Origin of the sequence: Flavobacterium ustbae (genome assembly GCF_003946915.1) — a bacterium.
Classification (GTDB): domain Bacteria; phylum Bacteroidota; class Bacteroidia; order Flavobacteriales; family Flavobacteriaceae; genus Flavobacterium; species Flavobacterium ustbae.
This window is the reverse complement of record NZ_RPOC01000025.1, coordinates 22,793-44,468: the sequence shown is the minus strand read 5'-3', so window position 1 is coordinate 44,468 and position 21,676 is coordinate 22,793. Positions and strand designations below refer to the sequence as shown.

Sequence of the window (21,676 nt, the reverse complement as noted above, 5' to 3'; positions counted from 1 at the left end):
AAAGCTGGCTGAAATGCTCGCAAAGTCACGAAGTCGCAAAGTTTGTTTCACGCAGATTCTGCAGATTTAAGCAGATCTAAAAGGATTTTTATAATAATCTGCGTAGATCTGCTCAGGTCTTTTCAAATCTGCGTGAAATATCTATGAACACATTTTAAGTTCGCAAAGCTTTAGGTAAAGCTGGCTGAAATGCTCGCAAAGTCACGAAGTCGCAAAGTTTGTTTCACGCAGATTCTGCAGATTTAAGCAGATCTAAAAGGATTTTTATAATAATCTGCGTAGATCTGATCAGATCTTTTCAAATCTGCGTGAAATATTTATGAACACATTTTAAGTTCGCAAAGCTTTGGGTAAAGCTGGCTGAAATGCTCGCAAAGTCACGAAAGTCGCGAAGTTTGTTTCACGCAGATTCTGCAGATTTAGGCAGATCTAAAAGGATTTTTATAATAATCTGCGTAGATCTGATCAGATCTTTTCAAATCTGCGTGAAATATCTATGAACACATTTTAAGTTCGCAAAGCTTTGGGCAAAGCTGGCTGAAATGCTCGCAAAGTCACGAAGTCGCAAAGTTTGTTTCACGCAGATTCTGCAGATTTAGGCAGATCTAAAAGGATTTTTATAATAATCTGCGTAGATCTGCTCAGATCTTTTCAAATCTGCGTGAAATATCTATGGACACATTTTAAGTTCGCAAAGCTTTGGGTAAAGCTGGCTGAAATGCTCGCAAAGTCACGAAAGTCGCGAAGTTTGTTTCACGTAGATTCTGCAGATTTAGGCAGATCTAAAAGGCTTTTAAATAATCTGCGTAGATCTGCTCAGATCTTTTCAAATCTGCGTGAAATATATTAGCTTTCTAAAAAGAACTTTGTGCCTTCGCGACTTTGCGCGATTAAAACTCTGCGTATTCTGCGTTAAAAAATAAGCACAAAGCTTTGCGAACTTTGCGTTTAAAATAAAAAAATCAGGTTTAGTATTGCTACTATTCCTGATTTTCTGAATTATAATTACCCTTTCTCTTTTATCATTTATCTTCTTCCTCTAAAGCCACCGCCGCCTCTAAAGCCGCCTCCGCCAAAGCCTCCTCCTCCGCCTCTTTGGACGTTTTGAAAGTGACGGCTTTGCGTTTCTCCTCGGTCTCTAGAAAAAGCAGAACGATCTAAATCGTGTGTTATGTCCGAATGTCCAGCTTCTCCAAGCGGTTTATCAGGATGTCCTAAAGTTTGATCTCCTTTCGGGAAATTATCTCTTTGGATTCCGTCACCAATTCTAGTTTCGCCACCTAAATTTTGGTTTGTTCTCGGCTGAATACGTTCTCCCGCCCCATTTGCTCCAAGTCCTTGATTCGGTTTATCGTGCTGAATTCTTTCTCCTGCTCCATCTGTACCAAGTCGCTGATTGCCTCTATTTTGAATTCCTTCTCCTGATTTTTTTGACGAACCTAAAGTTCCTGCCTGCGTCCAACCACCGTTTCCGTTGTTATAATGACTCCAGTTTCCGTTAGCATCTCTTTTGTACACATGTCCGTCGTGCCCTGCATAGAGATTGTTATTGGTATGAATAGTAGTTCCTCCGCCATGACGATGCGTAATTACACCTTCTTTTCCGCCAGAAGTCTCATAACCAATTGCAGTTCCTCGTCGCGTAGTAATATGCCCCGTCTGCGCCCATTGATTTCCGTTTGTAGCCGCAGAATGTCCCCATTGGGCATAGGCATTATGTCCTTGATTGGTTCTGGCATAATTTCCTGTCCACGGATTATAAGTGCTTGCCGCAGTACGGCCTCCATACCAGCCTTGCACACTTGCAGAACGTCCGTATCTTCCTGTTGCTGGATTATACCAAGCCGAAGTTCCTGCAGCACCATAAGGCCCATAAACGCGTCTTCCTGCTGCATAACCGCCAGTCCACGGATTGTAAACTGCTCCTCCTCCATATGCATAAGGCCAAGGTCGGTAAATTGGATACATTCCGCCGTAATACATATAAGGCGGATAATACCATCCTGTACCATACGTTAATATCGCACCAAATGTTGCGCCTATAATAAAAGCACCTAAATAACCCGCTGTCGAACTGCTTTCAACCGTTGTATCGGTCGTGGTCTGCGTTACATATGTCACATTGTATACAGGCGAACTTGGCGGAATTGTATAAATTTCTTTCGGAACAGAATCGGCTGTTTTCCAAGGTCCATTCGGACTAGTCGACATAAACCAAACGGCCTGAAAACATAAATAATACAAATCGCCTACTTTTACAATTTTCTCCTGAGTATTGCTTGCATATTGCATTTTAGTTCCTTCAATAGGTTTAAATTGAGGAGTTCCTCCATCATAAGTTACATTTACTTTTGCTTCGGCGTCCGATTTTTTCAAGATAGCAGTTGTTGGAACTTGAGATAACATTACAGCATCATTGGCTTCTTGCGTTCCAGGTACAGACGACAATACATTCGCACGTGGAGAATCTTTAGGTATTTTAGCAAAATCAGCAGGAAGGCTATTACTTGCGTACGTCCAAGGCCCTGTTAAGGCTTTAGATTTAAACCATCTTCCTGATAATAAAACATAATATTGCCCATCGGCTTCATCTGCAAAAACATCATTTTCGGTATTGTCAATATACATTAGTTTAGTTCCGTCAATTTTTACAAATTTCGGGTTTCCATTTACCGCAATCAATTCTGCTGGTTTATTGCTGTAGAAAACTTGTGGCGCTCCTCCAGAAGAAGGTGGCGGAATCATTTTAATTACATCATCAAAATTCTGTCCAGACGGCAAATTGCTAAAACCAGCGGGCAGTTTGGTCGTTTTTGTCCATTTGCCTTCAACACTTTTAGAAGTCAGCCAGATATTATCAACCAATAAATAATAATCTTTTCCTGCTTTATCAAAAAACAAATCCCAGTTGGTATTTACCACATATTGTATATCCGATTTATCAATAGGAACCAAAACAGGCTCGCCTTGCACAATAAGCAAAATCGACGGATTGGTGCTGTAAAAAATAGCAGGCGGATCATTTTTACCCGCAATTCCTTTAGCTGGGATTTTGTTATGGCTTAAATCGGCCAAAATGCGATCTACCGAAATAGGATCTCCGCTTTGAGGCAGTGTTTCTTTAAACAATTTTTCCATTTCAGGAACTTTCTTTTTGTCCAGAGCAGGAAAACGCACATCGGTTACCTGAAGATTTTTAATAAAAGCAGTTCGATTGTCCTTATCTACCAGTGTTTCAACCTTTATAGAAGCCACACCCAAAACCTGTTTCCCATCTTTTGGAGTCAGCGAAAAAGCCACACGAGCCATCAGTTCTTTAAAATCTTTCCAGTCGTCTACCTGAGGCTGATAATAAACCAGTTTTGTACCGTTATTTTCAGCTTCGCGAGGCCAGCCCCTGTCAGCGATCAATGCAGTGTCGGCACTATCAGATTTTTCCGTTTCTGTATTCAATTGATCTTTATCTTTTTTGCAGGAGAACAAAATGGTACTCAGACAAACTGCAATTAGTAGAAAAGCATTTCTCATAAATTTAAAAGTTAGATTATTCATTAAAAATTTATTCTTCCGGTCGTCTTATAAAATTGTTTTCTATAAAATTAAATTCATGGCATAAAAAAAACTAGTATTCAGTCGGTTACTTTGTTTCAGATTGTAATTTGAAACCAAATTGTGTGTAACTCCTCTTTTTTTTGTGCAGAATATTGATGTGCTATTGATATTTCTATACAGAAAATGTGACTTTACTAATTGCTCAGCGATCGAAGAAATGATCAAATGGAAAAATCTTATTGAAAGGAAATCATTCGGAATTCATAAAAAACCAATTATTTTCCTTTGACAAATTTCTAAATATAGCAGACAGACAAACTTAAAAAGTCCTTAAAAATATATTTTTCAAAAGTTTTTTATCCATAAAAACCTTATCTTACAGAACTGGAGCCGGTTCTGTTGGCCGTATCGGTATCTGCAATTAATTTTAAAAGCTAGCAAATGAAACACTTATTACAATGGACCATCATAATTCCGATTCTATCGTGGGCGCTGCTATTTACAGGATGGATTGAAAACAGCACTGTTTTTCAAATTATAGCAAGCATACTGCTTATTTTGAGCGTTATGTCAGCTGTTCATCATTCTGAAATTATTGCAGAACGTGTAGGAGAACCTTATGGAACTATTATTTTGGCTATTTCAATTACTGTAATTGAGGTTTCTATCATTATTTCGCTCATGCTTTCAGAAGGTACAAATGCTGTTTCTCTTGCGAGAGATACTGTTTACGCTGCAACAATGCTTATTCTAAACGGAATTATTGGTTTATGTCTTCTTATTGGAAGTCTCAAACATTACGAACAGAATTTTTCTACTTCTTCGGTAACGATTGGTTTGGTTTCTTTGATTTCTATTATTGTATTTACTTTAGTTTTTCCAACTTTTACAGAAAGTGTTCACGGTTCTTATTATTCAACACCACAACTTATTTTTGCTTCGATTGCTTGTTTGGTCATTTACGGTTCATTTTTATTTGCGCAAACCAAAGGCTATAGACAATATTTCTTAACTAATGGAGATGATGCAACCGAAAAATTGCATCCGATAGAAATTAACAATAAAACTTTTTATACCAGTTTAGTGTTTCTTCTTGTAAGTCTAGGAATCGTCGTTTTATTGGCAAAAACGCTATCACCTACTATAGAAACGATTATTGTAGGGTATAATCTTCCGAAATCTTTAGTTGGGGTAATTATTGCGATTATTATTTTATTGCCAGAAGCTATTGCCGCTATTATAGCCGCGCAGAAAAACAGACTGCAAACAAGCTTAAATTTGGCTCTAGGATCTGCCTTAGCCAGTATCGGATTAACAATTCCGAGTGTTGCTGCTGTCTGCATCGTTATGAAAATGCCTATTGTTTTAGGTCTCGACATTAAATCTATTGTATTATTGGCTTTGTCTGTTTTTACGGTTATGCTGTCTTTAAGCAAAGGCAAATCGAATATTGTGTATGGTGTTGTGCTTTTGGTGAATCTGTTTGCATTTATGTTTTTGATGATTTATCCTTAGCTCTAACATTTCTTTTTAAACACATAGAAACATAAATTTTATTCACTTCAAAAAAGAATAAAAAAAGAAACTCATTTCTAACACATAGCTACTATGTGAATTTATGTGAGTGAAACGCCTTATATGCAATCTAAATCTATGTTTCTATGTGTTAAATCATTCCGCTCAAAAAACTTTGTCAAAGTTTGAAACTTTGACAAAGTAGAACAAATTATATAAAACAAATCATAGATAAATTCGTTAATTGCCATTACTAGTATTATAACGATATAGCTTTATAAAGAGCTAAAAACAAACTAAATAAATGTATTTTCAACACATAAAAAAGTTTCACAATAAAGACCAAAAGTGAACTATTTTACTCCACCTTTTTCAGCATTTTTGCCTAACTTAGCGCTCTGCATTTTGAAATGTAAAAATTAAAACAACCATTGTTTTTCTGCAAAACATTGAACGAAAAAGCATTACTGTACTTTCTCTTACTTTTTTCTGCAAAAAACAGCTTTCTAATAATTTAGTTAATTAAAAACTATGAGCAAATTTGATTTTGGAATTGTAGGACTTGGTGTAATGGGCCGTAACCTACTTTTAAATATCGCCAGCAATAACTTCGCGGCTGCAGGTTTAGACTTAGACACCGAAAAGGTTAATTCTCTTCAACAAGAAGCCGATGCCAACCACACCATTGAAGCGACTACAGATGTAAAACATTTCGTTGAACTTATTCAGCAGCCAAGAGCGATTATGTTATTGGTTCCTGCGGGAAAACCTGTAGACAGCGCTATTGCTAGCTTACTGCCTCATTTAGATAAAGGAGACATTATTATTGACGGTGGAAACACTTATTTTACGGATACTGACAGAAGATTTTTAGAATTGTCTGAAAAGGGAATTCACTTCTTCGGAATGGGTATTTCGGGCGGTGAAAAAGGTGCAAGACGCGGACCAGCAATGATGCCGGGCGGCGATCAAAAAGCATACGAGAGACTTCGTCCTATTTTTGAAGCGATTGCGGCAAAAGTTGACGGAGAACCTTGCGTTGAATATCTTGGAAATGGTTCTGCTGGAAACTATGTAAAAATGGTTCATAACGGAATTGAATACGGAATCATGCAGTTAATTTCTGAGATTTATGATCTTATGAAAAGAGGTTATAATCTAGATGACGAAACGATTCAGAAAACTTTTGCTGAATGGAACGAAACGGATGATTTGAGATCGTATCTGATCGAAATCACTGGAAATATCTTAAAACAAAAAGACGAAGACGGAAGTCTTTTAATCAATAAAATTTCGGATTGGGCAAGATCTAAAGGTACAGGAAAATGGACTTCGCAAAACGCGATGGACTTACAAGTTCCGGTTCCAACAATCGACGCGGCAGTGAACATGCGCGATATGTCTAAAACTAAACCAGAAAGAATTGAAGCGGCTAAGAAATTAGTTTGGAATGCTAATGAAAGCAGTGTAAACGAAAGTGAAGCGATTGCGGCTCTAAAATCGGCTTTATACTTTTCTATTGTAGTGACTTACGCTCAAGGATTGGCTCAGCTTCACACAGCTTCTAAAGAATATAACTACGGATTAAACTTGGAAACGGTTGCTAAAATCTGGCGTGGCGGATGCATTATTCGTGCAACAATTTTAGAAGATTTTAGAAAAGCTTACGTTGCAAAAGCAGATTTACCAAACTTACTTTTAGACAGCGGAATTGCTTCAAAATTAACAGATAACCAAGCTGGAATGAGAGCTGTAATTCAGTTTGCTGTTCTGAAAGGATTACCAGTTGCAGGTTTAATGAATTCACTAGCTTATTTTGATGCTTACCGATCTGCTCAGTTACCAACCAATATGATTCAGGCACAACGTGATTATTTTGGAGCGCATACGTACGAGCGTATAGACAAAGAAGGCGTTTTCCATACACTATGGGCTGAATAAAAATACCAGAAAACAACACAACCACACAATGACTAAAAATAAAGTAAAGAATCCAACAATCATTGTTATTTTTGGAGGAACCGGAGATTTGGCAAAGAGAAAACTCTTTCCCGCTTTTCAAAATCTGTACCTTGACGGACGTATGTCTGAACAGTTCCAGATTATTGCTCTTGGAAGAGCAGAAAAAACCAATGAGGATTTTCGCAGTTATGTTTTAGAAAATCTAAACCTCTTTTCAAGAAAAAAAGGAATTGCTGACTCAGAAACAGAAAAATTCCTTTCGCATATCACGTATCACAGTCTTGATATTGACAAAGAGGAATCGTATATCGGGTTAAACGAAAAAATCAACAATTTTGATCTGGCTTTTGGCGAACGTGCCAACCGTCTTTTCTATCTTTCGATTACACCTTCTTTTATTTCCACAATTTCGAGTAATATCAAGAAGATTGGACTTGCGGCAAATCCGAAACAGGATCGTATTATTATCGAAAAACCTTTCGGTTACGATAAAGCTTCTGCAATTGAATTGAATGAAATGCTTTCACAGACTTTCAAAGAAGAACAGATTTATAGAATCGATCATTATTTAGGAAAAGAAACCGTTCAGAATATTTTGGCTTTCCGTTTTGGAAATTCGATGTTTGAGCCTTTATGGAGCCGTAATTTTATTGATTTCGTGCAAATTACCGTTGCAGAAGAAGTCGGCGTTGAAGAAAGAGGCGGATTCTACGAAGGTGTTGGTGCTTTGAAAGATATGATTCAGAATCACTTGCTTCAGATTTTATGTATGACGGCTATGGAAGCGCCTGCTTCTTTAAACGCTGATGACATTCGTAACAGGAAAGCAGATGTTTTAAAGTCAATTCGCCGTATCAAGCCAGAAGAAGTGTATCACTATATTGTGAGAGGTCAGTACGATGCTGGCGCAATAAAAGGCGTTCCGGTTCCGGGATACCGTCAAGACAAAGGCATTGCACCAGATTCTAATACAGAAACTTACGTAGCAATGAAAATCTATTTAGACAACTGGAGATGGCAGGGAATTCCGTTCTATTTGCGTTCAGGAAAAAGAATGGAAGAAAAACAGTCTTCGATTATAATTCAGTTTAAACCAGTGCCTCATTCTTCATTTTCTTATGGAAAAGAAGGCATGACACCAAACAGATTGATTATCAACATTCAGCCTTCTATGGACATTAAACTGCAGTTTATGACCAAAAAGCCAGGTTTGTCCATGTCTCTAAGACCTGCTGAAATGATTTTTGATTATTTCGCTTGTTCAACAATGTCACCAGAGGCCTACGAAACATTGATTGCAGATGCTTTATTAGGAGATCCTACTCTATTTATGCGTTGGGATCAGGTAGAAGAAGCCTGGGATGCAATTGATACGATTCAGCAAGTTTGGAAAACCGTTGCTCCAACCAATTTCCCAAATTACAAAGCAGGAAGCTGGGGACCTGAAGAAGCTGACGAATTGTTAGCGCGCCAAGGCCACAAATGGATTCCGAATACACAAACAAAAGAAGAAGTTTTAAATGATACAGATTTATAATAATACAGAACAAATTAATACTACAGCGGCAGATCTTTTTGTAGCAGTTGCAGAAAAAGCTATTGCTGCAAAAGGCAAATTTACAGCTGTTCTTACAGGAGGTTCTTCTCCTGCAGGAATTTATAAACTATTAGCATCCGATCACTACAAAAACAAAATTGACTGGAGTAAAGTGTATATTTTTTGGGGAGACGAAAGATGGGTTCCGCTTACTGATGATCTGAGTAATGCTAAAATGTCGTATTCAACCTTATTGAGCCACGTCCCTATTCCGCAGGAAAATATCTTCGAAATGTACAAAGACGGCGTTACGCCAGAAGAATATGCGGCAACTTACGAACAGACTATCAGAAAGATTCTGGGCGAAGAGGGAAAATTTGACCTGATTCTTTTAGGCATGGGCGACGACGGACACACGGCTTCTCTTTTCCCAGGCGAAGCAGTTTTAGAAGAACAAACCAAATGGGTTGACGCTTATTATTTAGCTCCACAGAAAATGTATCGCATCACGCTTACTGCACCATTAATCAACAAAGCAGAAAAAATTGTGGTTGTGGCTTTTGGAGAAAAGAAAATACATGCTTTGAAAGAAGTTACAAAAGGAGAATACAATCCGACTCTTTACCCAATGCAATTGATTAAACCAGTATCTGGCGAATTATTGTTTTTAGTAGACAAAGCTGCTGCGGGAACAAACTAAGAAATATTTTTATAATTATAGAAATTAAGGTTTATGCTGAAAAGTGTAAACCTTTTTTATTGTTGCAATTATAGTTTCACACAGATTTAAAAGATTGAAGCAGATTAAATTAGATAAATCAGCTAAATCTGCTAGATCTGCGGGAAACTCTTTCAGCCAAAGTTATGCGGAAAGTATAAGCATTTTTATCTTATTTTTTCTCTCGCAGATTTAGCAGATCTGGCAGATTAATTTTTAAAAAATCTGTGCTAATCTGCTTCAATCTTTCTAAAATCTGCGTGAAATAAAAAACACACAACACTGAAAAAAAAATATTTACAAAGAATATATTTCTTTTTATCTAAATTTGCATAATACCTCCTGTTCAAATCTATTGGCTATTCTCCCTTAACAGACTTTTATACGAATTATATAATTTCAAATCCAATTTTGCAATGAAATATAATTACTTCCTAATTGCTGTTTTTCTTCTTTTTGTTTGCTGCAAAGAAAAAAACACAAAACCCAAATCTGTTAAAGTTAATGCAACGCAAGGCTGCTACATTCCAAAAACGAATGACAAAGATTGGTATACACAAAATAAAAAAGCACCAAAATTTAAAGGACTTGATGGCATTTCGTTTAAAATTTCTACGAATAATCCAGAAGCGCAGAAATACTTCAGTCAGGGATTGATGCTGGCTTACGGTTTCAATCACGCCGAAGCCGCAAGATCATTTTACGAAGCCAGCCGTTTAGATCCGAACTGTGCTATGGCGCATTGGGGTTTTGCGTATGTTTTAGATCCGAATTATAATGGCGGAATGGAAGAAGATAATTTTCAGCGCGCTTATGATGCGGCTCAAAAAGCCAAAAAACTTGCTGCAAAATGCACGCCGAAAGAAATTGCTATGATTGATGCTTTGTCTGTACGTTACACAAAAAATCCCCCTGCAAACAGAAAACCTTTAGATACTGCTTATGCCGCTGCAATGAAAAAGGTACATCTCAAATTCTCTTCAGATCCTGATATTGGAACGCTTTACGCCGAATCTCTTATGAATCTTCATCCTTGGGATTTGTATGAAAAAGATACGGAGATTCCGAAAAAATGGACACCGCAAATATTAGCTATTTTAAACGAATTAATTAAAAAGAATCCGAAACATCCCAGTGCGCATCATTTTTTAGTTCACGCTGTAGAAGCTTCTGCACATCCAGAAAACGGACTCAAAAGTGCTAAATTGCTAGAAACATTGGTTCCGGGTTCGGGACATTTGGTACACATGCCTTCTCATATTTACATTCGCACAGGAGATTATCACGAAGGCACACTTTCCAATATTGAAGCCGTGAGAATTGATAGTCTTTACTCCACTACTTGTAATGCGCAAGGCGCTTATCCTCTAGCTTATTATCCGCATAACTATCATTTTTTAACGGCAACAGCAGCTTTAGAAGGAAATTCACAATTGGCTTGGAAATCGGCACTGACATTACAGCAACATATTTCGCCTAAAATTATGCGTGAAGCGGGCTGGGGAACTTTGCAGCATTATTATAGCATTCCGTATTATATAGCCGTAAAATTCTCAATGTGGGATAAGATTATGAAAATTCCACAACCTGAAAAAGATCTTGTTTATCCAAACTCAATCTGGCATTACGCCAAAGGAATGGCTTATCTTGGAAAAAAAGATATTGCTAATGCCGAAAAACAACTGGTTTTTCTTAACGAATTAGCCAAAGATCAAACTTTAAAAGAGATAACAATCTGGAATATCAACACTACGTACGATTTGGTTCAGATTGCCAATAACGTTCTCTCAGCAGGAATTGAAGCAAAAAAGAACAATTTAGATAAAGCAATTGCACTTTTAAACAAAGCATTAGAAATTGAAGATCGCTTAAATTACAACGAACCTCCCGATTGGTTTTTCTCTGTAAGACACTATTTAGGAGTCGTTTTGCTGAAAGCAGAAAAATATGCCGAAGCAGAAAAAATCTACAGACAAGATTTACAAACATTCCCAAAAAATGGCTTCGCCTTAATCGGACTTTACAATGCTCTATCTCAGCAGAAAAAAGAAAAAGAGGCTTTAAAAATTAAAACCTCTTTTGATGATTCTTGGCAATATGCGGATGTGAATATTGTGAGTTCTTCTAGTATTTTGGAGTGACAGCTTTTTACTTCTTTGATATCGCCACAATGCTTTATAAGAATATTTTTGCTGTATTAGAAACGATTGTTTGGTAATAAGGAATAAATCCTTTCTTTTTCAATGAATCTCGCTTTCTAATTGGCACATCATTTTCTAATATTTCTTTTGTCATCTTGAATTCAATTTTGAGTTCATTTTTTTTAAGTTTTTTTAAGTCATAACGATTAGTTGAAAAACATGTCTTAAAATTTAAAGAAAATGGTATGGTTACAACCCTTGAAGTCTTACTTTTTAAAAAAATAGCATTTTTTAAAGTTACATAATTTTTATAAAACTCATCAGATTTAATAAGCTCATCTTCTATACATTTGTTTTTTCTTGTTCCAATTGTTTTACTTACGAATCTCTCCCCTTTTAGTGACACTAATTTCCCATCATTATATATCAATGGTTTTAAAATCACACTTTTATTAAACTTTTCATTAAATGCAGAATAATTATAAGTTCTATTTGTATCAAGCGTGATATAATAATTTTTATGCGAATTATTTATTAGTCTAATATTTAACACTGAATCTTTCCCAGCATAAAAATCTTCTATGGCAAATTGAACATCGTCAACATTTTGCAATTTATTATCACAACTTATAAACAATAAACTAAAAAATAATATTATTAGTAATTTAAAATCCATTATTTACCTGTATTAAATGTTTGATAAGTCGAATTTAAGATTCCGTAACTTGGAGCCCCCCACGTTACGCAAAGTATTCACTTAATATCGTTGCGCAAATGTCTCCGACTTTGCGCTATTTTTCTTGACTTCTTAAACATTATCACTTCTAAAGTCTCTGACTTTAAACGATTCTAACTTGAGTTTATAAACAAATATTTATACCTATCTCAAAACCCAATACAAAAAACAGTCTCGCCTTTATTTACAGGCGGCGTACCAATTTTATACAAAATAATTCCAGTTGATGGTGATTTTACTTCCATTAAAACCTTTCCAAATTCGTCAGAAACAAAACCAATTTTATCGCCTTTTTTAATGTAATCTCCGCTTTTTAAAGTGCTATGAAAAATTCCGGAAATTTCTGCTTTTACATATCCCTGATTATCTAAATAAACAGCTGAAGGATTTTTTACAGAAGCTGTTCCGTTGCTATACATTTCCATGTAATTCAGCATATTATAAACTGCTTTTTTTATCAAATGCACCGATTCTGTCTGTACATTACCAAGTTTTCCGGCTTCGATGCTTAGCGCGGTTTTTCCGTTTTGTGAGGCTTGTTTAAACGCATATTTGGCAGGTTCTGTTTTCGTAATTGTGTACGGGTACGAAACAATATGATTAATTCCTGAAATCTCGGAAAGTTTAGCACTTAAAAGTGTCTTCTTTTCTTCTTCTGTATTGTTGTAATAGCAAACAAACGGAAGCAGATCTTCGTTGGCATCGCCTCCATGAATGTCTAGAAAAACATCTGATTGCGGAATAATCTCTTTGGTTATATAATTGGCAATCTGCTCTGTAATTGTCCCCGTTTCTGAACCTGGAAAAGCATTATTCAGGTTTTTATGATCTGCAGGATTTACAAATGGCGTTCTTCTATAAAACGACCCCACATTGGCGATTGGAACCACAACCAAAGTTCCATTTAATTTTTTCGGATCAATTTCTTTAAGTAATTCCTGCACGGCTGAAATTGGAGGATATTCATAACCGTGTATGCCAGCAATAATGGTAAAAACGGGCCCTTTTTCTTTTCCTGAGATAATAGTTACAGGCATATAATTATAAGGCGAGTCAGTTTTGAACTGAACCAAAGTATCTGTCCTTTTTCCGATATTTTCTTTTATGATTTTGTCTAGATTTTGTCCATAACCAATTATGGATAGCATTAGCATTAATTTTGTTCCGAAAAGCTTTAAGTGATTCACGCGGTATTATTTTTATTATAGGAAACAAAGTTCGTTTCCTTGCATTCTTGAAACGCAAAGATAAGGCTTTAACTAAAAAGAATCTCTAATATAAAAATTACACTAAAACAATTAGTCTATTCATTATGCTTGCAACTAATTCTCGACTAATTCAATATCCATGGTTTTAATCAAGCCTTCTTGAAAAGTATAAACGTGTTTCACCAATCCGTCAAACATCACATTTCCTTGCAAGTCTTTTACATTTTGATGAACTCGAACTTCAAGGCTTCCATTTTCTCTTTCGTCAAAACCAACTGGCTCTACTTTTGGATTAATCTCCGACCATTGCCTTGTCCAATATTGTCTTATTTCGTCGTGTCCAACAATGTATCCGCCTTCCCAAGCTTTAGACCATTGCACATCTTCCTGCATCGTAGCTAAACAATTATCGATATTTCTTTCGTTAAAAGCATTGTATGCTTTTGCGATTACTTCGTGAAATTGATTTGACATTTTGTAGTTTTAAATTATTGTACTAAGATAGTAATACTAACTTATTAATTAGAAAGTCAGTAAAAAATCAAAACCATAAAAACGAGCTCCAAATATTATCAAATTTTTAATTTTCATAGTTTTTAAAACAATTTTAAGAAACCTTACTTTTCAAATTACTATATTTGGCGCACTTTAAACAAAATAAATCCGCTTTTTAAGGAACAAAATTATAATTCCGTTGCACTGAATGAAATCTAAGAAGTTCATATATATCGTCTTATTATCGCTGCTTTGCTTTTTCAGAGGCACCGAGACTTATCAGCCGATTTATCACTTCAGCAACTGTATTACCTTAGATAGCGTTGCAGCAGACGATACTCAGATTTTTTCTTCCGATTGTTCTTCTACAAAAAATCTGGAAGTACATTATAAACTTAAAAAGAAAATAAAATCAAGAGCAACTACTTTAGAACAAAGTACGATCAAAGCTCCTTATTTTAGCAATTTAGTCAACTTTACACTTTACAAAAAAAGTTTAATATATGGTATAGCTTCTATATACCACATAGAAAGACATCCTCATCTTCATTTGTACCAGCTTTTCTAGGCTACAGGACTTAGTCGTTTTTATATTTCTAATTTTAGAACAATACCTCATTTGCTGATGCGATTGAGCAGTTATTGCTATAAAAACATTTTTTATTGCGGTACTTTTTCCAAAAACGAGTATTCGTAATCCTTTTATTTTCTAAATCCAAATTCATACTCCCTGTATTCACCAAGCAAGGGAGAATATCTATTTATTCAAAAATTCACCTAATGATGAGCATTTATAAAAATCCATTTCTTTTATGCACTTTGGCTTTATTCGTTTTAGTCTCGTGCGGAGATAAATTAAAAAAAGATTCTAACAACATAAAAACAGTACCTGTTTACAAGGTAACTTTAAAAGACACCATAGTTTCGAGCAAATTTGTTGCCGATGTGCATGCTAAAAACAATGTAGAAATTCACGTTCGTATTCCTGGTTTATTAGACAAAGTATACGTTAGCGAGGGACAAAAAGTAAAAAAAGGACAAGTTCTTTTCAAAATAAGTGACGTGGAGCTTCAAATTCAGCTTCTAAAGGCCGAAGCCGTTTACAAAAGCGCTAAAGCTGACTTAAGAATTGCAACTGTCGAATTGGAACAAGCACAAACGCTTTTCAATAAAAAAGTAATTGCAGACAAAGAATTAGAATTGTCTAAAGCAAAATATGAAGCCGCTTCTGCGAAAGTTGCCCATGCACTTGCAGAGAAAAAAGCAATAGATCAGCAGATTGGTTTTACCACAATCCGCGCGCCATTTGACGGAACTGTTGATAGAATTCCGTTTAAAGAAGGAAGTTTAGTTGAAAACGGTTCTTTACTGACAACTGTTTCTCAATTAGATGATGTGTATGCCTATTTCTCTATTCCAGAGAATACCTATTTCCAAATGATGGAAGACAAAACCTTAAACAAGCATGGAGATATTAAACTGGTATTGCCAAATGGAATGGTTTACGACCAAAAAGGAGAACTAAAAACGGCTGACGGAGAAATCGACAGGCAGACTGGTTCTATCCAATACAAAGCAAAATTTCACAATCCGCAAGGATTTATCAAACACGGAACTTCTGGAAAACTCATTATTTCAGAACCAAAAACCAATGCAATTTTAATTCCGCAGAAAGCTGTTTTTTCTATTCAAGACAAACAATATGTTTTTCGCGTGAACAAAGATGGAGTAGTTAAAATGACAAATGTTACAATTGAAACCACTCTAGATGATGTGTACATCTTAAATGACGGTCTAAAAAGCGACGACCTAATTGTACAAGAGGGTACACAATCATTGAGAGACGGCGATAAAATCAATATGAAACAAATATAGGTTTATCGACTTGTAAAACAGTTATTTAATTATTTATCTAAAAAATTTAAAATGATAGAGCTATTTATCAGAAGGAAAATATTGTCATTAATCATCTCGGTTATGATAGTCCTTTTGGGATTGCTGGCGTTGTTTCAGCTTCCCATCACCCAGTTCCCAGACATTGTACCACCGTCTGTAACCGTTACAGCAAAATATACAGGAGCAAATGCAGAGGTTTCGGCCAATGCCGTTGCCCTTCCGCTAGAAAGAGCCATAAATGGAGTTCCAGGAATGACGTATATGTCAACCGTAACTTCCAACGATGGTTTAACTTTAATTCAGGTTTTCTTTGAAGTAGGAACCGATCCCGATCTTGCCGCCGTAAACGTGCAAAACAGGGTAACGACAATTCTGGACGAACTTCCAGAAGAGGTTATTCGTGCTGGTGTTACGACCGAAAAAGAGGTAAACAGTATGTTGATGTACTTGAATATTACGAGTACCGACAAAACTCAGGATGAGCAGTTTATCTTCAACTTTACGGATATTAATATTCTTCAGGAATTAAAACGTATTGATGGTGTAGGTCGTGCCGAAATCATGGGGCAGAAAGAATATTCGATGCGTGTCTGGCTGGATCCAGAAAAGATGCTTTCGTATAATATTTCGGCTAATGAAGTGATTAATTCACTTCAAAAACAAAACATTTCTGCTGCACCCGGTAAAGTGGGTGAAGGTTCAGGACAAATGAACAATCAGCTTCAGTACGTAATTAAGTATGGGGGAAAATTCTTTGAACCAGAGCAGTATGAACAAATTCCGTTAAGATCTAATTCAGATGGAACAATTTTAAGATTAGTAGATATTTCTAAAATTGAATTTGGTGCGATGAGTTACGGAATGGTTTCTAAAACCGACGGAAAACCTTCTGCATCGATCATGTTGAAACAGCGTCCAGGTTCTAACGCTTCTGAAGTAATTGCAAGCGTAAAAGAAAAAATGGCCGAGCTGAAAGGATCTTCTTTCCCTCCAGGAATGGAATACAATATTGCGTATGACGTATCACGTTTCCTTGACGCTTCGATTCATGAAGTATTAAGAACTTTGGTAGAAGCCTTTATTTTAGTGGCATTTGTCGTTTTCCTTTTCCTTCAAGATTGGAGATCGACTTTGATTCCAGTTTTAGCGGTTCCTGTTGCGCTTATTGGTGCATTTACCTTTATGTCGATGATGGGATTCTCGATCAACTTATTGACGCTTTTCGCCTTAGTACTTTCGATCGGAATTGTGGTCGATAACGCGATTGTCGTTGTCGAAGCCGTTCACGTAAAAATATCCGAAGAACATATGTCACCAATGGACGCGACCATTAGTGCAATGAAAGAAATTACAGGTGCCGTTATTGCAATTACCATCGTAATGGCTGCAGTGTTTATTCCGGTAGCTTTCTTGAGCGGTCCGGTTGGAGTTTTCTACCGACAGTTCTCTTTAACGATGGCAATTAGTATCGTAATTTCAGGTATAAACGCTCTTACCCTTACTCCTGCCCTTTGTGCTATTATGCTGAAAGCGCACGACCCAAATAAAGAGAAAAAATCACTTTTAGACCGATTCTTCAACAGATTTAATCATTGGTTTGATAATATTACGTCAAAATACATCAAAGTATTAGTAAAATTTGCCGATCGAAACACGGTTACTGTTGGATTATTAGTGCTATTTTGTATCTTAACTTGGGGTACAACTCGATTTTTAGCATCTGGATTTATCCCAACAGAAGATCAGGGAATGGTGTATGTAAGTGTTACAACTCCGCAAGGAGCAACGGTAGAACGTACCGAAAAAGCTTTAGACGAAGTAACTAGAATTGCCAAAGGAATTCAAGGCGTTGATAATGTTACAACACTTGCCGGTTACAGCATTGTAACTGAAATCGCCGGAGCTTCGTACGGTATGGGAATGATCAATTTAAAAGATTGGAGCGAGCGTGATATTTCGGTAACCGAATTTATGGCCGAGCTTACAGAAAAAACAAAAAATATTAGCGATGCACAAATCGAGATTTTTGCTCCGCCAACCGTTCCTGGTTTTGGTAATACGAGTGGTTTCGAGCTTCGTTTATTGGACAAATCTGGAGGAAGCATTACCAATACCGATAAAGTAACGAAAGAATTTCTTAAAGAATTAAATGCTTCGCCAGAAATTCAGAACTCATTTTCGAGTTTTGATGCCACTTTCCCGCAATATTTAATTCATATCGATTACGATTTGGCGGCCAAAAAAGGCATTTCTGTAGACAATGCCATGAGTACTTTACAGACTATGTTAGGTTCTTTTTATGCGACCAATTTTATCCGTTTCTCTCAAATGTATAAAGTAATGGTTCAGGCAAGTCCGCAGTTTCGTCAAAATCCTGAAAGCATTTTGGATATGTATTTGAAAAATGATGCAGGCGAAATGGTTCCGTTTTCTACTTTCATTAGATTAGAAAGAGTTTACGGTCCAGAGGTTCTAACACGTTACAATATGTACATGTCGGCTATGATTAACGGTGAACCAGCTGAAGGTTATAGTTCAGGTGACGCGATTGCTGCTGTAGAAAGAATTGCTGCAGAAAAACTGCCAAGCCGTTTTGAATTGGAATGGTCTGGTATGACGCGTGAAGAGATTCTTTCGGGTAACCAAACGATATACATTTTTGGGCTGTGTATACTTTTTGTATACTTATTATTGGCCGCACAATACGAAAGTTTACTGCTTCCGTTCCCAGTATTGTTGAGTCTTCCAGTTGGAGTATTTGGGTCTTACCTAGCCCTTTTAATGGTCGGATTAGACAATAATATTTACGCGCAAGTAGCACTCGTCATGCTGATTGGTCTGCTCGCCAAAAATGCCATTCTGATTGTAGAATTTGCCATGGCGCAAAACAAACTCGGCCGAGATATTGTCGAAGCCGCTATTGAAGGAGCTAGACTACGTTTCCGTCCTATTTTGATGACTTCGTTCGCTTTCATTTCAGGATTGATTCCACTTTGTATTGCCTCTGGAGCGGGTGCAATTGGTAACCGTTCTATCGGAACAGCAGCTGCGGGAGGAATGTTAATCGGGACAGTATTTGGTCTTTTGATTATTCCTGGACTTTATATACTGTTTGCAAAATTGGAAAAACGAATGAGCAAATCTTAATGAGTTTTTATTTAAACACATAGAATCATAGGATATAGAAACCGTATAAAGGCGTTTCACTTAGTTTTAATTCACATAGCTACACTTTGTAAAAAACTTTGTAAAAGTTTGAAACTTTGACAAAGTTGATTGCGCAAAGCATGTGTAAAAAAATGATTTCAACGTTACAAACCCGACAGGTTTTAAAAACCTGTCGGGTTTAAAAACGCAAAGCTTTGACAAAGTTTATTCCACAAAGCTATGTGTTAGAAACGAGTTTCTTTCTAAACTCTTTTTGAGATAAAAAAATCTATGTTTCTATGTGTTTCAAAAAAATTTAGCAGACAAAACAAATAAATTGAAAAAATGAAAAACATACTAAATCAATATAAAAATACTGATGCGATAAGGACAACCAAAAGTGCCGTTATAATTACGGGAATTTTACTTTTGACTGCTTGTTCTGCACCAAAAGTCAGTGACAAATTAGACGCAGCAAAGCTTCCAGAAAATTTTGACACAAAAACAAAAGAAGCTGTAAGTGGGACTACGCCTTTTATTCCGTTAAAAACAGAAACTTTTTTCAAGGATGAGAAATTAGACGCATTGCTAAAAAAAGCAGTTGCCAAGAATCCTGATTATTTAATTATGCAAGAAAGAATTTTAATTGCCAATTCGCATTTAAAAGTGGCCAAACTGGCTCTTCTTCCTTCTTTAGATCTTGTGGCTGATGCTTCTGGAACGCACTACGGAAAATATACAATGGACGGAGTTGGTAATTATGACACTAATTTTTCTCAGAATATTACCGAAAGACAGAGAATTAACGAAGATGTTACACCTAACTTGTTTTTAGGAGCTAAAGTTTCTTGGGAAGCTGACATTTGGGGAAAATTGAGCAATCGTAAAAAAGCCGCGCAACAGCGATTTTTTGCTTCTCAGCAAGGAATGCGTTTGTTACAGACACGCCTTTTAGGAGATGTTGCCGATTTGTATTTCAAATTAATTGCTTTAGACAAACAAGCTGCCATTTACGATGATAACTTAAAAACGCAGGAAAGAGCATTAGATATCGTTTCTGCTCAAAGATCTGTTGGAAAAGCAACTGAATTGGCTGTACAACAATTTAATGCGCAAAACAGTAACATTCATGCAGAGGCTTCAGAGTTAAAACTAAGCATCGATCAGACCGAAAAAGCTTTATTGACACTTTTGGGCGAATACGGCGGAAAAATCGACAGAAGCGGTGATTTCTTGTCTGGACGTTTAGAAGTTTTAAACCAAAAAATAAGCGTAGATTCTATTATTCACAAAAGACCAGATGTATCTGAAGCGTATTTCGAATTATTGGCAAGTAACGCCGATGCAAAATCGGCGCGTGCGGCATTTTTCCCAACTGTAAATTTGGGCGGATATGCAGGTTTTAATTCGTTTTCGTTCAATACTTTATTTGATGCAGGATCGTTCGCTTGGCAATTATTGGGCGGATTGACAGCGCCTGTTTTCAACAAAGGTCAAATCAAACAGGATTTTTTTGTTTCAAATAAAAGACAGGAAATCTCATTTATTCAATATCAAAATACAGTTACAACAGCTTTTAACGAATTAAGTGCTTTACTGCACAGAAATCAAGCTTATCAAGATGTTTTAAAACATAAATTGGATGAAATTGACCATCTCGAAATTGCCGTAAATGTCTCAAATGATCTGTATTTGAGCGGTTATGCCAATTACTTGGAAATCATTAACGCGCAAAAAAATAAATTGGAGGCCGAACTGGACTTTGTAGACATCCAGCTTCGAAATGCAAACTCACAAGTATTGCTGTATAAAGCTCTAGGCGGAGGAATAAATTAGTTTATATGTTGGTCAAAAATCGCTTCTGTTTATAATAGCTCATCGCAGAGGTTGTTTTATATCCCATTTCTTAATCGAAATGGGATTTTTTTATTAAAATAACTCTCATTTCCCGTTTACTTTTTACCTTTATTCTAAAATACTAAAATTCCATTGATGGATATTTCCAAAATTCTTGACCTTATTTACGAACTTCCCGATCAATCCAAATTGGCGTTGCAAAATAATGTTTCCGAAATTGCTTTCCCGAAAGGGCATATTTTGTTAAAAGCTAACAAAATAGAATCGAATATTTATTTTATAAAAAAAGGATTGGTAAGAGCGTATGTGGAGCGAGATAATGAAGTTACTTTTTGGTTTGGAAAAGAAGGCGAAACTATTATTTCTATGAAGAGTTATGTAGAAGATCAGCCTGGATATGAAAACATTGAACTTTTGGAAGATTGCGAATTGTACGAACTCAAAACGGAAAACCTAAGAAAACTTTTTAATGAAGATGTGCATATAGCCAATTGGGGAAGAAAATTTGCAGAAAAAGAATTGATTAAAACCGAAGAACGTTTGATCTCCAAACAATTTAAAAATGCTTCTGAAAGATACTTAGAATTAATGAAAGATCATCCTGTACTGCTTCAAAGGGTACAATTAGGGCATATTGCTTCTTATTTGGGAATTACACAAGTCAGTTTGAGCAGAATACGTGCTGAGTTAAAATAACCAATTGAGAAATCTTCCTTCAATCCTACCTTTCAGATTATTTTAATCTTAGCAAATCTGCTTTAATCTGTGTAAATCTGCGTGAAAAATCTATACGCAAAAAATATTTCACGCTCCCGATAGCTATCGGGAATAAAAAATTTTAGCAGACTAAATTGGATTTTGCTATTGATTGAAACTGACTAAAATAATTTCATTTTTTATCATTTGTTAAAT

At 36.2% G+C, this 21,676-nt stretch carries 14 protein-coding genes; 10 read left to right on the top strand and 4 right to left on the bottom strand.

Features of this window, described 5'->3' with window-relative positions:
- Positions 1-1,026: 1,026 nt before the first annotated feature.
- Positions 1,027-3,528 (bottom strand): hypothetical protein, encoded by a 2,502-nt coding sequence (locus EG814_RS20115; RefSeq protein ID WP_235831019.1) that lies wholly within the window; start codon positions 3,526-3,528, stop codon positions 1,027-1,029.
- A gap of 465 nt (positions 3,529-3,993) precedes the next feature.
- Between EG814_RS20115 and EG814_RS20110 the strand changes: the two genes are divergently transcribed.
- The 5 genes from EG814_RS20110 (at position 3,994) to EG814_RS20090 (ending at position 11,425) form a co-directional block, all read left to right on the top strand.
- The gene (locus EG814_RS20110; protein WP_125723664.1) at positions 3,994-5,067 is read left to right on the top strand and encodes a calcium:proton antiporter; all 1,074 of its coding nucleotides are present in this window, start codon (positions 3,994-3,996) and stop codon (positions 5,065-5,067) included.
- A gap of 531 nt (positions 5,068-5,598) precedes the next feature.
- Entirely contained in the window at positions 5,599-7,008 is a 1,410-nt protein-coding gene (gene gndA, locus EG814_RS20105; RefSeq protein ID WP_125723663.1) for an NADP-dependent phosphogluconate dehydrogenase, read from the top strand.
- 28 nt (positions 7,009-7,036) lie between these two features.
- Positions 7,037-8,566 (top strand): glucose-6-phosphate dehydrogenase, encoded by a 1,530-nt coding sequence (gene zwf / locus EG814_RS20100; RefSeq protein ID WP_125723662.1) that lies wholly within the window; start codon positions 7,037-7,039, stop codon positions 8,564-8,566.
- The gene (pgl, locus tag EG814_RS20095) at positions 8,550-9,266 is read left to right on the top strand and encodes a 6-phosphogluconolactonase (RefSeq protein WP_125723661.1); all 717 of its coding nucleotides are present in this window, start codon (positions 8,550-8,552) and stop codon (positions 9,264-9,266) included. The genes zwf and pgl overlap by 17 nt, the downstream gene beginning before the upstream one ends.
- A gap of 434 nt (positions 9,267-9,700) precedes the next feature.
- Positions 9,701-11,425 carry a tetratricopeptide repeat protein gene (locus EG814_RS20090; RefSeq protein ID WP_125723660.1) on the top strand — a complete coding sequence of 575 codons (1,725 nt, stop codon included), beginning with the start codon at positions 9,701-9,703 and terminating at the stop codon, positions 11,423-11,425.
- Between the two features lie 34 nt (positions 11,426-11,459).
- Here the strand turns inward: EG814_RS20090 and EG814_RS20085 are convergent, their stop codons facing one another.
- The 3 genes from EG814_RS20085 to EG814_RS20075 form a co-directional block, all read right to left on the bottom strand.
- Positions 11,460-12,101 carry a hypothetical protein gene (locus EG814_RS20085; protein ID WP_125723659.1) on the bottom strand — a complete coding sequence of 214 codons (642 nt, stop codon included), beginning with the start codon at positions 12,099-12,101 and terminating at the stop codon, positions 11,460-11,462.
- A 209-nt stretch (positions 12,102-12,310) separates the two neighbouring features.
- Entirely contained in the window at positions 12,311-13,309 is a 999-nt protein-coding gene (locus EG814_RS20080) for a succinylglutamate desuccinylase/aspartoacylase family protein (protein ID WP_235831018.1), read from the bottom strand.
- Positions 13,310-13,483: 174 nt separating this feature from the next.
- Positions 13,484-13,843 carry a nuclear transport factor 2 family protein gene (locus EG814_RS20075; protein ID WP_125723658.1) on the bottom strand — a complete coding sequence of 120 codons (360 nt, stop codon included), beginning with the start codon at positions 13,841-13,843 and terminating at the stop codon, positions 13,484-13,486.
- A gap of 229 nt (positions 13,844-14,072) precedes the next feature.
- On the opposite strand from EG814_RS20075, the gene EG814_RS20070 reads away from it, so the two are divergent.
- The 5 genes from EG814_RS20070 (at position 14,073) to EG814_RS20050 (ending at position 21,460) form a co-directional block, all read left to right on the top strand.
- On the top strand, positions 14,073-14,432 hold the full coding sequence (locus EG814_RS20070) for a hypothetical protein (protein WP_125723657.1): 360 nt from the start codon (positions 14,073-14,075) through the stop codon (positions 14,430-14,432).
- 212 nt (positions 14,433-14,644) lie between these two features.
- Positions 14,645-15,739 carry an efflux RND transporter periplasmic adaptor subunit gene (locus tag EG814_RS20065; protein WP_235831017.1) on the top strand — a complete coding sequence of 365 codons (1,095 nt, stop codon included), beginning with the start codon at positions 14,645-14,647 and terminating at the stop codon, positions 15,737-15,739.
- Positions 15,740-15,790: 51 nt separating this feature from the next.
- Positions 15,791-18,907: an efflux RND transporter permease subunit gene (locus EG814_RS20060; protein ID WP_125723656.1), complete on the top strand. Its 3,117-nt coding sequence runs from the start codon at positions 15,791-15,793 to the stop codon at positions 18,905-18,907.
- A 345-nt stretch (positions 18,908-19,252) separates the two neighbouring features.
- On the top strand, positions 19,253-20,743 hold the full coding sequence (locus tag EG814_RS20055; RefSeq protein WP_125723655.1) for a TolC family protein: 1,491 nt from the start codon (positions 19,253-19,255) through the stop codon (positions 20,741-20,743).
- A 156-nt stretch (positions 20,744-20,899) separates the two neighbouring features.
- Positions 20,900-21,460, top strand: coding sequence for a Crp/Fnr family transcriptional regulator (locus EG814_RS20050; RefSeq protein WP_125723654.1), 561 nt, complete (start codon positions 20,900-20,902; stop codon positions 21,458-21,460).
- The last annotated feature ends 216 nt before the right edge of the window (positions 21,461-21,676 follow it).

What these genes read in the sequence shown, in the direction of transcription:
- EG814_RS20070 (WP_125723657.1), top strand. Translation starts at nt 14,073, where the DNA reads ATGAAATCTAAGAAGTTCATATATATCGTCTTATTATCGCTGCTTTGC.
- EG814_RS20090 (WP_125723660.1), top strand. Translation starts at nt 9,701, where the DNA reads ATGAAATATAATTACTTCCTAATTGCTGTTTTTCTTCTTTTTGTTTGC.
- EG814_RS20055 (WP_125723655.1), top strand. Translation starts at nt 19,253, where the DNA reads ATGAAAAACATACTAAATCAATATAAAAATACTGATGCGATAAGGACA.
- gndA (WP_125723663.1), top strand. Translation starts at nt 5,599, where the DNA reads ATGAGCAAATTTGATTTTGGAATTGTAGGACTTGGTGTAATGGGCCGT.
- EG814_RS20075 (WP_125723658.1), bottom strand. Translation starts at nt 13,843, where the DNA reads ATGTCAAATCAATTTCACGAAGTAATCGCAAAAGCATACAATGCTTTT.
- EG814_RS20080 (WP_235831018.1), bottom strand. Translation starts at nt 13,309, where the DNA reads ATGCTATCCATAATTGGTTATGGACAAAATCTAGACAAAATCATAAAA.
- EG814_RS20085 (WP_125723659.1), bottom strand. Translation starts at nt 12,101, where the DNA reads ATGGATTTTAAATTACTAATAATATTATTTTTTAGTTTATTGTTTATA.
- EG814_RS20115 (WP_235831019.1), bottom strand. Translation starts at nt 3,528, where the DNA reads ATGAGAAATGCTTTTCTACTAATTGCAGTTTGTCTGAGTACCATTTTG.
- EG814_RS20050 (WP_125723654.1), top strand. Translation starts at nt 20,900, where the DNA reads ATGGATATTTCCAAAATTCTTGACCTTATTTACGAACTTCCCGATCAA.
- EG814_RS20065 (WP_235831017.1), top strand. Translation starts at nt 14,645, where the DNA reads ATGATGAGCATTTATAAAAATCCATTTCTTTTATGCACTTTGGCTTTA.
- pgl (WP_125723661.1), top strand. Translation starts at nt 8,550, where the DNA reads ATGATACAGATTTATAATAATACAGAACAAATTAATACTACAGCGGCA.
- EG814_RS20060 (WP_125723656.1), top strand. Translation starts at nt 15,791, where the DNA reads ATGATAGAGCTATTTATCAGAAGGAAAATATTGTCATTAATCATCTCG.
- EG814_RS20110 (WP_125723664.1), top strand. Translation starts at nt 3,994, where the DNA reads ATGAAACACTTATTACAATGGACCATCATAATTCCGATTCTATCGTGG.
- zwf (WP_125723662.1), top strand. Translation starts at nt 7,037, where the DNA reads ATGACTAAAAATAAAGTAAAGAATCCAACAATCATTGTTATTTTTGGA.